Below are 13,846 nucleotides of genomic sequence, written 5' to 3' on the forward strand. Positions count from 1 at the left end.
GTGAGTTAGGAAATAAAACTTCGTACAGTCGCTTTGAACTGTTCACCACGGTCTTCGTAGTTGTTGAACAAATCAAAACTAGCGCATGCTGGAGATAGAAGAGCAACGTCATTTGGTTGACCAAACGACAAGGCATACTGTACCGCTTCTTTAACGTCCTGTGTCTCAATGACTACGGGGACAATAGAAGCGAAAAACGAGAGAAGTTTGCTGTTATCTTTGCCCAGACAGATAAGGGCTTTTACTTTTTGGCGTACCAAAGGTTCGATTTGGGTATAATCGTTGCCTTTGTCAAGTCCGCCAGCTATCCAAATTATAGGGGTATCAAAGCTATTTAACGCATAAAAAACGGAATCGACGTTGGTGGCCTTTGAATCATTAACGAAACTGATTCCGTTGATTTCGGCTACAGGTTCCAAGCGGTGGGCCGCATTTTGGAAAGTCAGCAATCCATTCTTGATTTGCTCATCGGTCAATCCTACCGCCATAGACGCCAAGGTTGCTGCCATCGCGTTTATAGCATTGTGAGGGCCTTTGATGGGCAACTCGTTTGCGTTTATATCAAAAGTACGTGTATTGCGAGTGAGATGCAAAATTCCTTCCTGAAAAAAACCGCCATTCTTTTCTTTTTTCAAGAAAGAAATAGGTAAGTGGTTGACATTGAATGATTTCTTGGCAAGTTCGAGGGCAATAGGTTCGTTGTCGATGAAATAAATAAAATCGTCGCTCGCTTGGAGATTTTGTAACAAACGAAATTTTGAATCGACGTACTTTTGGAAAGTATAGTCGTAACGGTCGAGGTGATCGGGGGTAATGTTGAGTAGAACTGCAACATCGGCTTTGAACTCGTACATGTTGTCCAACTGAAAGCTGCTAAGTTCGAGTACAAACCAGTCGAAGGTATCGTCGATGACTTGTTTGGCAAAACTCTCACCGATATTTCCTGCTAATCCAACGTTGATGCCTGCCGATTTAAGAAGGTGATAAATCAATAAAGTCGTGGTAGTTTTACCATTGCTGCCCGTAATGGCAACTTTTTTTGCTTTTGTATAACGTGATGCAAACTCAATTTCAGAAATAACGGGTGTGCCTTGTTCATATAATTTTTTAATCAACGGCACTTTGTCAGGAATACCTGGACTTTTTATTACTTCTTTTGCCGAAAGAATAATAGTTTCGGTATGTTTACCTTCTTCAAATGGTATATTGTTTGCAGCCAAAATACCCCGATATTCCTCGGTAAGGGAGCCCTTATCCGATAAAAATACGTCAAAACCTTTGGCTTGAGCCAATAAGGCCGCGCCAACGCCACTTTCGCCGCCACCTAAGACGACGATTCTGAACGAATCTTGGGGGTTCATCAATAAAAATGTAAGAGGTAAAGCAAAGAATGAAAACTCAACCCAAATTAAGGCTTTTTTATAGGAAATTGCAAAGAAATAAAAACGACTAATCTTTAAAAAAAACCTTAAATATGCTTAATATCGAACCCCAAAAAAACACGTTTCTCACTGATATGCCACGAATTATAGACCTTTCCAAACCAATTCGCTTTAATGCCGAAGACCCTTGGTTTATGCGGGTAAAAATTAAACATAAACCTCATAAAGCCGCTCGGTGGCTGATTCGCTTTCTGGGTTTACCTTTCCGACTCTTCCCCAAGGATTTTGTAGGCTGGGCAGATGACACTATTAAACATATGGGAGTTCATGCGACTACGCATCTTGATGCGCCTTGGCATTATTACCCAACCGTGGCGGGACAACCCGCCAAAACCATTGATGAAATACCATTGGAATGGTGTTACGGCGACGGAGTGGTTATTGATATGACTCACAAAGCAGATTTTGATGTCATTACATTACAGGATATACAAGAAAATTTGCAAAAAATGGGCGTTCGCTTACAAGCAGGAATGATTGTACTCATCCGAACAGGACGCGATAAATTCAACGGAACGAAGCAATTTGCAGATGTAGGAACGGGGATGAGCAAAGAGGCGACCGAATGGCTCATTGACCAAGGAATCAAAGTAATGGGTATTGACCAATGGGGATGGGATTTACCCATGCGGTACATGATTCAGAAAGCCAAAGAATCGGGCAATCGTGATTTGTTTTGGCAAGCTCACCTAGTAGGTCGCGAAAAAGAGTACTGTCACATCGAACAGTTGGTCAACTTGGGCGCATTACCGCCAACGGGCTTTAAAGTATGTGTTTTTCCCCTCAAAATTGTGGGAGCATCGGCTGCCCCCGCGCGTGTTGTGGCAATTTTAAACGAATGATTATTTTTTCTTGGCCTCTTCGGGTTTGGGAGCGCTTTGACCCAATTTAACAAACTCAGCAATTTGTTGCTCGTTAATGCCTGTGGTGATTTCTAAAGTAGCATTGGCTTGTTTCAACGCGCTCACCCCTGCTTCGGTTACGTTAGTTTTCCAAAGGTGAAGGCTGGTCAATTTTTTAGCAGCTGCGAGTTCTTTAAGCCCTTGGTCGGTGATTTTTGTGCCGACCAAATTGAGGTACGTCAGACGAGGTAAGTCCTTGATTTTTTGGAGTAAGGCATCTGAAATCGCTGTATTTTCAAGATGTAATTTTTGCAAATTTTTGAGTTGGCTGAGGGTGCTTGCGGCTTGGTCGGTGATGCGAGTATTGTTTAATTTTACCCAAACGATTTGTTCGCTAAGAGGTTCCAAAAGCGCAAGTTGGCTATCTGTTAGACCGCTGGCGTTGACGGCGTTGATGTCTAACAAATGGCTGCCTGTGGCAATGGGCGTAACCAAAACGCCTACTTTTTTGAGGGCTTCGATGTCGTTGGCATTGGGAGCGGACACGTTAAGAGACGCTAACTCATCTTTTTGGCTAGTAGAAGATGCGTTACCTTCAGCAGACTGTGGTTTGTTGAGGGCTGCCAACGCGGGTTTAACGGCGTCGGTTGTTTTAAGTTCTGCCACTTTTTTGTCCACGGGTGCACCTTGGTCAATCCACCAAGATAAAATAGCCACTTGCCCTTCCGAAAGTTGGGTTTTTCCTTTGGGGGGCATGTGATTTTCGTCTTCTAGTGGGAGCAAACAGCGCTTAATGAGTTCACTTTCGTCGGATTTTCCTGCAATAAAAACTGGGCCATTTTCTCCCCCTTTTTTCAATAATTCTATTTCATCCATTCGCAAATCGCCCTTGGATTTTTTTGCGTTATGGCACTGAACACATCGTGCTTTCAGTATGGGGTTGACGATGTCTTGATAGACCAAAGCATTGTTGACGTCGGTAATGGGCTTGATTTCATCACCCCCTTTTTCGGTTTTGGGTTCCATGCCCGCCCACGCTCGAAAGGGTTCGGGCGTTTCTTGGGTAAGATACCCCTCTCCGTGCGTCAGAGAACCGCCATGATGCCCTGCGACCATTGTAAAAAGGCCACCTATTGCCAAGGCAGGAAGGTACAAAAGACCGCCAAATTTGAAGTTTTGAAATAACAAATCGGTCTTAGAAACCCACGCAACCCACGAAGCGACAGCCACCCAAATCCCTTGCCATTTGTGCTCTTCAAGCAGTTCGGTTTCATAGCCTCCGCCCAACGACAACAAATAGCCCGCAATGCAGGATGCCGTAGCTCCAATGGCTGACCAAAACAAAATAAATGAAATCGTCGAGTCTTTTACTTCTACCTTATTGGTCAAGCGCGCCAGTTCGAGTAGTCCCGCTAGGAGTAAAAACCCAATGGGTAAGTGCACCAATACAGGGTGAAAACGTCCAATAAAAGCGGCCCAATCGGAAGAAGCTTGTAACAAAATCATGGTTTGATGGCGACGATGGAGTGAATGTCTAATTTGCTTATGGTAAAGGTAATTTCTCCGTTTTTATACGCAAACGGAATCGGCTTATTTTCGGGTTGAAGCGTTACTTGTTTGGGGCGCAAGAGTGCTTTCACAGTTACTTTTAAATTGTATAAAGGGGGAATTTCGTCACTGGCATGAATGGCCTTGTTGGCGTGATTTCCTGCCATATTGATGAGGTTTACGAAAGTGGTTCCTTGTTTTTGATTGAGTGCAACGTTCACGTACTTAGAACCACTCACGGTTACTTGGGGTTGAAACAATTGTTTGGCCAATGTACCTAAAAAATCTCTTCCGACGTAGGTTTCGCGCTTGTAATGTTGTTCGCCAAAATTAAAATAAATGCCCGCGATTTTGCCCTTGCCAAATGAAGCAATGGATGCAACAGGACCTTCTCCATAATGGAGGTCGCCTCCCGAAAACCACTGTCCAAACGTCTGAGTACCCGAAAGTGGCTCAAAAGGCCGAAACGTAGCTTTGGTACCCGTCAGAAGTTGGCCAAATCCCCAATTGGAAATGGTTTGGGTGGAAGTGCTGAGACGAACGCCTAATTGAGCTTCAAATAATTTCACCGTTTCACTGCCAGTAACCAACAAATTTCCACCTTGGCGCACGTACTCGATTAACTCATCTTTAAGCGTTTCGTCGATTTTTTTCCATTCGGGAATGACGATAAGCGGGTAGGCTTGTGTACGGCCACGGAGGTGATGTTCTTGCAAAATTTCGACGGGTAATTGACTGTACAGTAGCGCATTGAGGGTGCCAATCATGGGTTGTTGTTTGCCATCTCCAGTGTTATAAACAGTCGTTAGCTGACTTTTGTAACCTACGTTGGAATAAAGCAAGGCCACTTGCGGGATGGGCTTGGTATTTTGGGTGAAAGCTTGTCGTTGGCGGCAAAACTTCGCCAAATCGCTCATGGTTTGGTACGAAAAAGTAGGCAGACTTCCGTCTCGCTCTTGGGTCCAATAGGCTTGAAAACCGCCTCCCATCGAAATCACTTGAGCAGCTTCTTGCGAAAGTTGAATGGCGTTTTTGGGTGATTTTACTTGGTCTTCCCATCCGTACCCAAAACTCCACGACATCAAGTCCCAGGGTTTGCCCTGAGGCGCTAGACTGCGCGCCTGAAAAGCCGATTGGTTGGCGCCGTTGAGGGGTTCGGTATCGCCCGATAAGAAATCGACGTTGATGTCCACTTTTTCGGGCATCATGGCCGAAAAAGACCAATTGCTTGCTACCTGAAAACGAGGGTTGTAAGCGTGGAGGGCATCGGTATATTTGCGGACGTACCGACGGAAAGCATCGCGGTGGAACTCCAGCCATTTGTCATAGTTAGGGTCGGTTTTTTTACGAGGAATGTCTTGGATGCCAGTGATAAATCGAAATTCGTCGATAGCAGCTTGGCAATAATCGGGGTTGGTTGCCCAGCAGTCGCCATCGACCCATACTCCGTTGACGCCATAATCGCTGATTTCTTTTAACTGTGGAATGAGCAAACTATCGGCATAAGCGCTCCAGAGCGAGGCTTTTTGGCGGTCTGGTTTGCCTTCTGAATCAATCTGCGACCAATTGGGATGGTGTTTAACGGCTTCATCGTCCCACACACCTGAGTAATGAACGTACAACGCTACGCCTCGGCGCAGGGTAACTTCTCGAAAGAGTTTTAAGATGTCTTTTTCGACCCGCTTGGGCGGGTTTCCTACTTTGGTCGGGTAGCTCGTAACGCCTGAATGACCTTTACAATCTACCTGAATAAAATCGGGTTTTACTTTTGTTAAAAGTGAGTCTATCATCTTATCGGTGAGGGTTTTACCGATGAGTGTGTCTTGCAAAGTGGCATGAAAATCAAAATGTAAGCCGAAATAACTTTCGGAGCGGCGCAAAGGCGTTTGGGCAAGGGCCGTACAGGAAAGTAGCCCGAACAGGAAGATGTATAACCGTTTCATTGGAAAAGGGAATTTAGTAGCCATACTACCAAAGACAAAGAGTAGGCTATTCTTTAACGGCTAACTGAGAAGAAAGAGAGGTTTGTTTTTCTATGATTTTGAATGTAAACTTGTTGTGAGTTTAAACTTATTGAAAACAAACAAAGCTATGGAAACGCTTCTGGAAAGAATTACAATAAATCCTGCTGTCTGTAACGGACGTCCGACGATTCGTAACATGCGATTTACAGTAGCACAACTGCTACAATTATTAGCTTCTGGCATGACTGAACAGAGATATTAGCAGATTATGAGTATTTAGAGAGTCAAGACATAAAAGCAGTGTTGCTTTACGCATAAATAATTGGTTTTAAGCGTTCTCAAAGAGTGCTATTTGTAAAATTCTTATGAGGAGTCTATTGTTTTTACTTGTGCTTCTGGAGTATTCTGAGCTATCTGCGCAAAATTTAACAGGAAAATGCCCCAATATCAAATCGGGTAAGGTTTACGTAATTAATCAATCTAATGAAACTATCGACTCCGTAAGAATTGTAAATGAGTGTTTTGTAGTTACGAGTAAGCTCAGAGAACCAAGTTTGTTTACATTACGCTCTAGTGCGTTTGATGGAGAAGTTTACCTAGTGTTAGAAAAAAATAGGCCATTATCTATTGAGATTAATCCAAGAGGAGAAGTAAAGTACCTCATCAATACTCTCATAAACGTTTCTTTTCAGAAGGTACATAAAGACTATATAAATTTTCAACAACAGATTTTAAAATTATCACCTTCCGTCGATTCATTGGATAATGACTCATTAATGAGTCTTCGGAGCACTGCTTATACCCAATTTATACAAAAAATTACGGATTTTATTGTTCAAAAGTCGGCGAATCAAGTGTCAGCTTTGGTTCTTTTTGAAATAGTTCATCTGAGTAACTTGCTTCCTGTTAATGAATTAAAAAAACGCTTTGATATGCTCTCTGAAGCGGTAAAAAAATCATCGTATGGGCAAAAAATAAGTGAATATCTAATAAAAGAATTTACCCTACGAGAGGGAAATATAGCTCCAGAATTTGAACTCGTTGACGTAGAAAATAAAGTACACAAGCTGTCAGATTACAGAGGTCGTTATGTTTTACTTCACTTTTGGGCTTCATGGTGTGGCCCGTGTCGGGGAGAAAATAAAGAATGGCCAATGATGATGCCTGTTTTAAGCCAGTTACCTGTAACCATTATTCATGTCTCACAAGATTCGGAGAAAAAAGAGTGGCTAAAAGCCATTAAAGCAGATGGCTTGGAATGTTTTATTCACGTTTTGAATACCAAGGGAAAAAAAGGGGATGTCGTTTATGATTACCAGATTTCAGGAATTCCCGATAATGTGTTGATTAGCCCCGATGGTACAATCAAACAAAAAAAGATTCGTTGGACGGACTTAGAAAAACTGGTAAAGTAAGGGGCGGCTTTCGCAAAAGTTAGGTTTTCGTATTATCTTGCAGCCAAAACGAAAAGCCTCAACAAACCATGACATTTCCAGCAGAGCTTAAGTACACCAAAGACCACGAGTGGATTCGCCTAGAAAGCGACGGTACTGCCGTTGTAGGTATTACTGATTTTGCCCAAAGAGAATTGGGTGATATTGTTTATGTTGACATTAACACCGTCGGCGAAACCATCAGCGAAGGTGAATTATTTGGAACAGTAGAAGCCGTAAAAACCGTTTCTGACCTTTATTTGCCAGTTTCAGGAGAAATTCTTGAATTTAATACGGCTTTAGAAGCTGACCCCGATTTGGTCAACTCTGATCCTTACGGTGAAGGTTGGATGATTCGTGTTAAAATAACTGGCTCAACCGATGACTTACTTTCTGTAGAAGCCTATAAAGAATTGATTGGCGAATAAGAAAAAGCTCCGAAAGGGGCTTTTTTTTAGCCCTAATCTCAACGGGAAGCCAAGAAAGTTGATAAAAAAATGTTACTGATTCGTTCTGTAAAAATTACCGATATTCGTTCGCCTTACAATGGGCAAGTGAAAGATATTTTGGTCGAAAATGACCAAATTTCTCAGATTGCTGATCACATTGAGGCTCCTAACGCCCAAGTACTTGAAGGCGACAACTGGCACCTTTCACCTGGTTGGGTGGATATGCGCGTTCATGCGTATGACCCAGGATATGAACACAAAGAAGACTTGCGTTCGGCGTGTGCAGCGGCGGCGGCGGGTGGTTTTACGGAAATAGCCGTCTTACCTAATTCAAAACCTGCCCTCGACTCAAAAGATACCCTTGTCTATGTAAAGCACAAGGCAAAAGGGCAAGCGGTGAATGTCCACCCGATTGGCGCGGTTACAAAAAGCTGTGAGGGGAAAGATTTTACCGAAATGATTGACCTGTCGAATGCAGGTGCGGTGGCATTTTCGGATGGTTCACACCCCATCTACAACACGCATATTTTGTTGAAATCGTTGCAGTACCTGCAACAGGTTGACCGAGTGTTGATGAACCGTCCCGAAGACTACGATTTGACCGTGTTTGGTCAAATGAATGAAGGGGAAATGAGCACATTGCTTGGCATGAGGGGAATCCCGACCATTGCAGAAGAACTCATGGTCATGCGCGACCTAAAAATGCTCGAATACATGGGTATTAAAAGTGAAGCTCCCCTCCTCCACTTCTCGACGATTTCGACGGCGACGACGGTTGAACTGATTCGGGCGGCGAAAGCTAAGGGGTATCCCGTGTCTTGCGACGTAGCAGCGCATCAAATTGCGTTTGACGATTCGGCCTTGTTGAATTTTGATACCAATTATAAAGTCAACCCACCCTTTAGAGCGAAAGCTGATATTGAAGCGATTTGGGAAGGATTGGCCGATGGTACCATCGACGCCGTCGTGTCGGATCATAATCCCCAGGATGAAGAGTCTAAAAACCTAGAGTTTGACTTGGCAGAGTTTGGAATTACGGGATTAGAAACTGCTTTTGCATTGCTCAATACGCACAATAAACATGTATCGCTTCCTCAGTTAGTAGAAAAGTTGACGCATCAGCCACGTACTATTTTACGATTGCCTTCGGTGACCGTCTCAGAAGGAGAAGTGGCCAATTTTACCATTTTTAACCCTGATTTGGAATGGATTTTTAAGGAAACACGTTCAAAATCAAAGAATTCACCATTTTTTGGAACCCAATTTAAAGGCAAAGCCGTCTATGTTATCAACCGTGGAATGGTGGAAAAATGTGGATAACTTTGTGGATAACCTATGCAAAGTGTGATTAACTTCTTCAATAAGCCATTGCTCAAGCTCCCGTTATTCTTCGGGGTGATTGCTGGTGTGGTTTGCTTTTTGTTCTTTTTGCTCGTTCAGAGCCTAGAAAAGTTCTCAAGCACAAGCCGAGCGCTCGACGTCGGTTTTTTTGCCATTATCATTGCGGCGGCTACTTGGTATTACCGTAAGAAAGTCGGGCAAGGCTACCTACACATGTGGGAAGGAATCTCGATTGGCTACGTAGTGTGGATTACGGGGGCGTTGGTCTGTGGATATTTATCCAGCTTGTACTTCTATTTTTCGCCCAAAGCTCTGACGCATTACCAAGGTATTTTGCGCCAATCGTTGTTGGTCAACAAAGCGGAAGCGATAAAAGTATGGGGTAATGAAAGTTTTCAGCAAAAACTGGCCGACATTGATAAACTTGAGCCTTCTAGTTTTATTTTTGATGAGTTTCGGTTTACCTTGATGCTCGTTGTGATGCCTATTTTATTGATTTCGTTGGTGCTTCGTAAACAACACCCCAACAGTTTGAGTCGTTAAAAATTTATCCCATTACTCCCTTGACTGATGGCAAAGATTATCCAAATCACCAAAGAGAAAGCCGAACAATCAAAAGTTCAGAAGGAATTTAACCGTCTCATCAAAAAGATAGAAAAGCTGGAACAAGAGATTGCCGAGTACCGTGCTGGGGTGGATGAAGTAAATCAACGTCTTCAAGTCGCATTGACTCCCGTTCGGAAAGAATATTATGTTCAGAAAGCGGAATTGGTGAAGTGTTTTGACCGCGCGCACGACTCTGGTTATTTCAAAAAAAGGGAACAGAAAAAACTTACGTACCTCATTTGCGAACTTGCGCACGATGTGATTGAATACGGAGGCATGGAGGAGTTGATTCCGATTTACGATAAATACAACGAGACATCGTACGAAGAAGAAAACGAACAAGCCAACGAACAAGCGGCCGAACAGCTAAAAGGAATTTTTTCAATGTTTGGCATCGAATTGGATGATGATGTAGATATGAAAAATCCTGAAGTTTTTCAGGAGCAGATGGCAAAAAAACTAGCAGAAAAGCAAGAAGAATACGATTCAGAGCAGCGCCAAGCAGAAGAACGAAAAGCTAAACGTCCGAAGAGTAAAAAGCAGCAAGAAAAAGAAGAGAAAAAAGAGTTGGAAGCCCGCAACATTACTAAATCGGTGCGGACTATTTACATGGATTTGGTCAAAGCTTTTCACCCTGACCGTGAGCCTAATGAAGAAGAACGTGAGCGCAAAACGCAAATCATGCAGCGCGTGACGGAAGCCTACGAAAAAAATGATTTATTGGGGCTGTTGCGTTTGCAGTTGGAGTTTGACAGAATCGACCAAAACCACATTGAAAATATAGCCGAAAGCCACCTCAAAAATTATAATAAACTCTTGCGCGAGCAGGCCGAAGAGCTAAGTTATGAGCTAGAAAATATGGTTTCGCAGGTTGCTCAAATGAGCGGTAAGCCTGACTACATTGTGAGCAATATCCACCGACTCCGCCTTTCGCTTGAGCAGGACATTAAAGAATTTAAAAGTGCGGCTGCCAGTATTAAAAATGACGTAAAAGCGTTTGGAAGTCAGTTGGTTTTGAAAGAGTTTTTGAAAAGCTATAAAATTCCTAAAGCAGAGAAAGATATGGATTTTTTTGAAGGGATTTTTTAACGAACATCACCAAAAATTGTTTAGTTTTGAAGAAAATTTGTCATTTCATCAATTGTTTTATTGACTAGAATTACCATGAAAAAAGTACTCTTAACAACCTTGTTTGCCGTGTTTGCTTTGGGAGCATTTGCGCAAAGTGATAGCTATTTTGGCGAAAAAATCAGCGATAAAGGAGCCGTGGCGGCTACTGAACTTCCTAAAAAAATGGGAAGTAAAGAAAAAATGACGGCCAAAGTAACTGGGACGGTGGAGTCGGTGTGCCAAGCAAAAGGCTGCTGGATGAAAGTAAAAACGACCGACGGACAAACCATGCGCGTGTCGTTCAAAGACTATGGTTTTTTTGTGCCTAAAGACATTGCGGGCAAAACCGTTGTGATTGACGGTGAAGCTAAAATGAAGACTACTTCCGTAGCTGAATTACAACACTACGCCGAAGATGCAGGTAAAAGCAAAGAAGAAATTGCTAAAATCACTGAACCTAAGCGCGAATTGACATTCGTAGCAGATGGGGTTATCGTGAAAAAATAATAAACCAGATTACCAAGAGCGGTCAGTCGGCTAACCACCGACCGACCGCTTTTTATTTGTACTTTTGCAATCCATTTAACTTTTGAAATAAATAATTCAATGACCACAGAACAGTTGAAAGACTTGAAAGCCCGCGTTTCGGCTTTGAGGGGGTATCTTTGACTACGATACTAAAAAAGAACGATTAACCGAATTAGAACAAATTCAGAACCAACCTGAATTTTGGAACGACAACACCAAGGCCGAACAAACCATGAAGGAGGTTCGGGGCTTGAAAGGATGGACCGAAGGGTACGAATCCGTAGAAGGACGCCTTGGTGACTTGGAAACGCTTCAAGAGTTTTTCGAGTTAGGCGAAGCCACCGAAACGGAGGTTGAAGCCGAATACCAAGCCTTATTGAAGGTGTTGGAAGAGGTCGAGCTTAAAAAAATGCTCTCCAACGAAGAAGATCAGCTCAATGCCGTCCTCGAAATTAACTCGGGTGCAGGTGGTACTGAAAGCCAAGATTGGGCAGATATGCTGTATCGGATGTACGTGCGCTGGGCCGAAAAACACGGCTACAAAGTAACCCAAATCGACTACCAAGAGGGAGACGGAGCGGGGATTAAATCGGCGTCCATTCAGATAGATGGGCCACAAGCCTATGGTTATTTGCAATCAGAAAACGGCGTTCACCGTTTGGTGCGTATTTCGCCGTTTGATTCCAACGCCCGCCGCCACACTTCGTTTGCTTCGGTGTATGCGTATCCGTTGATTGACGACAGCATCGAAATCGAAGTAAACCCTGCGGATATTGAATGGGATACGTATCGTTCAGGAGGCGCTGGTGGACAGAACGTCAACAAAGTGGAAACGGCCGTTCGGCTTCGTCACAAACCTTCGGGCTTGATGATTGAGTGTCAACAAGAACGGAGTCAGCACCTCAACCGCGATTTGGCCATGCGATTGTTGAAATCGAAATTGTACCAGATTGAGGTTGAAAAACGAAACGCTGCCCGCGCCGAGGTGGAAGCTTCTAAAAAGAAAATCGAGTGGGGTTCTCAGATTCGTAACTACGTTATGCACCCTTACAAATTGGTAAAAGACGTCCGAACAGGCGTAGAAACCTCTGATGTTCAGGGTGTAATGGATGGCGACTTGGACGAGTTTATCAAAGCCTATTTGATGTTGCAGTAGTGGAGTAGTTACTCGGAATAGCACAGAAAAGCCCTGATGATGAGTCAGGGCTTTTCTGTGTAGAGGGTTGCTCACAACCCGACGACTCTCCCACTAAATAGCAGGGTCGGCAGGCGTGTTGGCGCGGTTATTATCTTTCTCAATCAACGGATATGGATAAAACGTGCGGGTGCGCTCTACTTGCGAAGCGGCATTGCCCGCCACAGGAGCCAAACGATTAAAACGACGGCTATCTTCCAATTTTAATCCCGATAAAAACAACTCAATACAACGCTGACGGTAGATTTCGGTCAGTAGTGCATCGGCGGTGTTTGCTCCTGAATAAGCAGGAAGCCCCGCTCCTATTCCCCACGCATCGGTTGTTTTGGTTAAAACAGCATTCAAAGCCGTAGTTGCGCCTACCAAATCGTTGGTACGGGCACTTGCTTCGGCTCTAATCAACTGAATTTCACCTGGTAAATACACAGGAATCGCGGCATTGTTGGCAGTAAAGAAACTGGCACGGCCTAAGTTAATACCTCCACTAGCAACCCCCGCTGGATTTGACAAGTAAAATGCCAAGCGCTTGTCGGCAGCAATAGGGCGAAGCGCTTCGGGTAAACCTAGCGTGGCGTTGACAGGCTCAGTCACGTTACGGTTCCCAAAGGTGTTGAAGAATAAGGGGTTCTGAGTGGCATCGTCAAAGTTAAATGACGATTTTTTGGTCAAATCTACCCTGTTTGCTGCGGCCAAGGCTTTTGCATTGTCGCCTACCATGAGGCTATAACGTGCAATCAACGCTTGAATGGTATTGGCCAAGTCTATCCCCGCCACAATCCGTGTAGTGAAAGTAGAAGAAACGGGCGTAGCAGTAAGCGTAGTAGCGGCGGTTTCGAGTGTGCGAATGGCTTCTTTTAAGGCTTCATCCCGCGTCACAAACACTGCATTATCGCCTGTGGCAACGGGGAGCTTTTCCCAGAATTGAGCGATAGTTCCCAACGCCAGTGCCCTAAAAATAGAAGCGTAGGCCGTAATGCCACTTTTGGTACCTGCATCTCCAGCGACCGTAGCTACGCTTTTTAAAACAAGGTCGGCATTGGCTTTTACCAATTGATTTTGTGCCCAAAGGTTACGCAAAATACCGTTGTTGGGCGTAACGTTGGCACCGCCAATCCGAAGCTGCTCCTCGTCGCCGTTACCCGCATTCAGCACCGTAAGTTCTTTGGTGGTAAGCCCACTTGCCGTAATGGCAGTGTAAAGAACCCCCGCGCGGGTGCTTGAGTAGCGGTATTGGAGCCCGTTGCAGAGGGTAATGAGCCCATTGATGTCGGTTGTTACTTGGGTTTCGCTGGCGGCGCTTGGGTTGAGGTATTCTTGGTCGCAGGAAGTGGCCGTCAGCATTGTCCCCGCCAAAAGTGTATATAAAATCGTCTTTTTCATTGGATTAC

13 protein-coding genes are annotated in these 13,846 nt (G+C 44.1%); 9 read left to right on the forward strand and 4 right to left on the reverse strand.

What is annotated here, in order from left to right; translation table 11 throughout:
• Positions 1 to 5: 5 nt before the first annotated feature.
• Positions 6 to 1,361 carry a UDP-N-acetylmuramoyl-L-alanine--D-glutamate ligase gene (gene murD, locus DTQ70_RS23585; RefSeq protein ID WP_122933075.1) on the reverse strand — a complete coding sequence of 452 codons (1,356 nt, stop codon included), beginning with the start codon at positions 1,359 to 1,361 and terminating at the stop codon, positions 6 to 8.
• A gap of 155 nt (positions 1,362 to 1,516) precedes the next feature.
• On the opposite strand from murD, the gene DTQ70_RS23590 reads away from it, so the two are divergent.
• Positions 1,517 to 2,284, forward strand: a complete 768-nt coding sequence (locus DTQ70_RS23590) for a cyclase family protein (RefSeq protein ID WP_122934535.1) — start codon at positions 1,517 to 1,519, stop codon at positions 2,282 to 2,284.
• Here DTQ70_RS23590 and DTQ70_RS23595 read toward each other — a convergent pair whose 3' ends face one another.
• Positions 2,285 to 3,790: a c-type cytochrome domain-containing protein gene (locus DTQ70_RS23595; protein WP_122933076.1), complete on the reverse strand. Its 1,506-nt coding sequence runs from the start codon at positions 3,788 to 3,790 to the stop codon at positions 2,285 to 2,287. It lies immediately after the preceding gene.
• Complete coding sequence (locus DTQ70_RS23600) at positions 3,787 to 5,775, reverse strand: alpha-L-fucosidase (protein WP_122933077.1); 1,989 nt, start codon at positions 5,773 to 5,775, stop codon at positions 3,787 to 3,789. The genes DTQ70_RS23595 and DTQ70_RS23600 overlap by 4 nt, the downstream gene beginning before the upstream one ends.
• 217 nt (positions 5,776 to 5,992) lie before the next feature.
• Between DTQ70_RS23600 and DTQ70_RS31280 the strand changes: the two genes are divergently transcribed.
• The 8 genes from DTQ70_RS31280 (at position 5,993) to prfB (ending at position 12,419) form a co-directional block, all read left to right on the forward strand.
• A complete protein-coding gene (locus DTQ70_RS31280) occupies positions 5,993 to 6,058 on the forward strand; it encodes a hypothetical protein (RefSeq protein ID WP_310588037.1) in 66 nt (21 codons plus the stop codon).
• A 103-nt stretch (positions 6,059 to 6,161) separates the two neighbouring features.
• The gene (locus DTQ70_RS23610; protein WP_122933078.1) at positions 6,162 to 7,211 is read left to right on the forward strand and encodes a TlpA disulfide reductase family protein; all 1,050 of its coding nucleotides are present in this window, start codon (positions 6,162 to 6,164) and stop codon (positions 7,209 to 7,211) included.
• Positions 7,212 to 7,279: 68 nt separating this feature from the next.
• On the forward strand, positions 7,280 to 7,657 hold the full coding sequence (gene gcvH, locus DTQ70_RS23615) for a glycine cleavage system protein GcvH (protein ID WP_122933079.1): 378 nt from the start codon (positions 7,280 to 7,282) through the stop codon (positions 7,655 to 7,657).
• Positions 7,658 to 7,726: 69 nt separating this feature from the next.
• Complete coding sequence (locus DTQ70_RS23620) at positions 7,727 to 8,998, forward strand: dihydroorotase family protein (protein WP_122933080.1); 1,272 nt, start codon at positions 7,727 to 7,729, stop codon at positions 8,996 to 8,998.
• Between the two features lie 15 nt (positions 8,999 to 9,013).
• Positions 9,014 to 9,562, forward strand: coding sequence for a DUF4199 domain-containing protein (locus DTQ70_RS23625; RefSeq protein ID WP_122933081.1), 549 nt, complete (start codon positions 9,014 to 9,016; stop codon positions 9,560 to 9,562).
• A gap of 27 nt (positions 9,563 to 9,589) precedes the next feature.
• Positions 9,590 to 10,714: a hypothetical protein gene (locus DTQ70_RS23630; RefSeq protein WP_122933082.1), complete on the forward strand. Its 1,125-nt coding sequence runs from the start codon at positions 9,590 to 9,592 to the stop codon at positions 10,712 to 10,714.
• Between the two features lie 75 nt (positions 10,715 to 10,789).
• Positions 10,790 to 11,242 carry a DUF4920 domain-containing protein gene (locus DTQ70_RS23635; protein ID WP_122933083.1) on the forward strand — a complete coding sequence of 151 codons (453 nt, stop codon included), beginning with the start codon at positions 10,790 to 10,792 and terminating at the stop codon, positions 11,240 to 11,242.
• 99 nt (positions 11,243 to 11,341) lie between these two features.
• A protein-coding gene (prfB, locus tag DTQ70_RS23640; RefSeq protein ID WP_122933084.1) for a peptide chain release factor 2 occupies positions 11,342 to 12,419 on the forward strand; the annotation gives its coding sequence in 2 pieces (ribosomal slippage) (positions 11,342 to 11,401 and positions 11,403 to 12,419; 1,077 coding nt in all).
• Between the two features lie 93 nt (positions 12,420 to 12,512).
• On the opposite strand, the gene DTQ70_RS23645 is transcribed toward prfB, so the two are convergent.
• On the reverse strand, positions 12,513 to 13,838 hold the full coding sequence (locus tag DTQ70_RS23645) for a RagB/SusD family nutrient uptake outer membrane protein (RefSeq protein WP_122933085.1): 1,326 nt from the start codon (positions 13,836 to 13,838) through the stop codon (positions 12,513 to 12,515).
• Between the last annotated feature and the right edge of the window lie 8 nt (positions 13,839 to 13,846).

It is taken from the genome of Runella sp. SP2 (assembly GCF_003711225.1).
GTDB lineage: Bacteria > Bacteroidota > Bacteroidia > Cytophagales > Spirosomataceae > Runella.

Coding starts and splice junctions, on each gene's coding strand:
- murD (WP_122933075.1), bottom strand. CDS start 1,361: ATGAACCCCCAAGATTCGTTCAGAATCGTCGTCTTAGGTGGCGGCGAA.
- DTQ70_RS23590 (WP_122934535.1), top strand. CDS start 1,517: ATGCCACGAATTATAGACCTTTCCAAACCAATTCGCTTTAATGCCGAA.
- DTQ70_RS23595 (WP_122933076.1), bottom strand. CDS start 3,790: ATGATTTTGTTACAAGCTTCTTCCGATTGGGCCGCTTTTATTGGACGT.
- DTQ70_RS23600 (WP_122933077.1), bottom strand. CDS start 5,775: ATGAAACGGTTATACATCTTCCTGTTCGGGCTACTTTCCTGTACGGCC.
- DTQ70_RS23610 (WP_122933078.1), top strand. CDS start 6,162: ATGAGGAGTCTATTGTTTTTACTTGTGCTTCTGGAGTATTCTGAGCTA.
- gcvH (WP_122933079.1), top strand. CDS start 7,280: ATGACATTTCCAGCAGAGCTTAAGTACACCAAAGACCACGAGTGGATT.
- DTQ70_RS23620 (WP_122933080.1), top strand. CDS start 7,727: ATGTTACTGATTCGTTCTGTAAAAATTACCGATATTCGTTCGCCTTAC.
- DTQ70_RS23625 (WP_122933081.1), top strand. CDS start 9,014: ATGCAAAGTGTGATTAACTTCTTCAATAAGCCATTGCTCAAGCTCCCG.
- DTQ70_RS23630 (WP_122933082.1), top strand. CDS start 9,590: ATGGCAAAGATTATCCAAATCACCAAAGAGAAAGCCGAACAATCAAAA.
- DTQ70_RS23635 (WP_122933083.1), top strand. CDS start 10,790: ATGAAAAAAGTACTCTTAACAACCTTGTTTGCCGTGTTTGCTTTGGGA.
- DTQ70_RS23645 (WP_122933085.1), bottom strand. CDS start 13,838: ATGAAAAAGACGATTTTATATACACTTTTGGCGGGGACAATGCTGACG.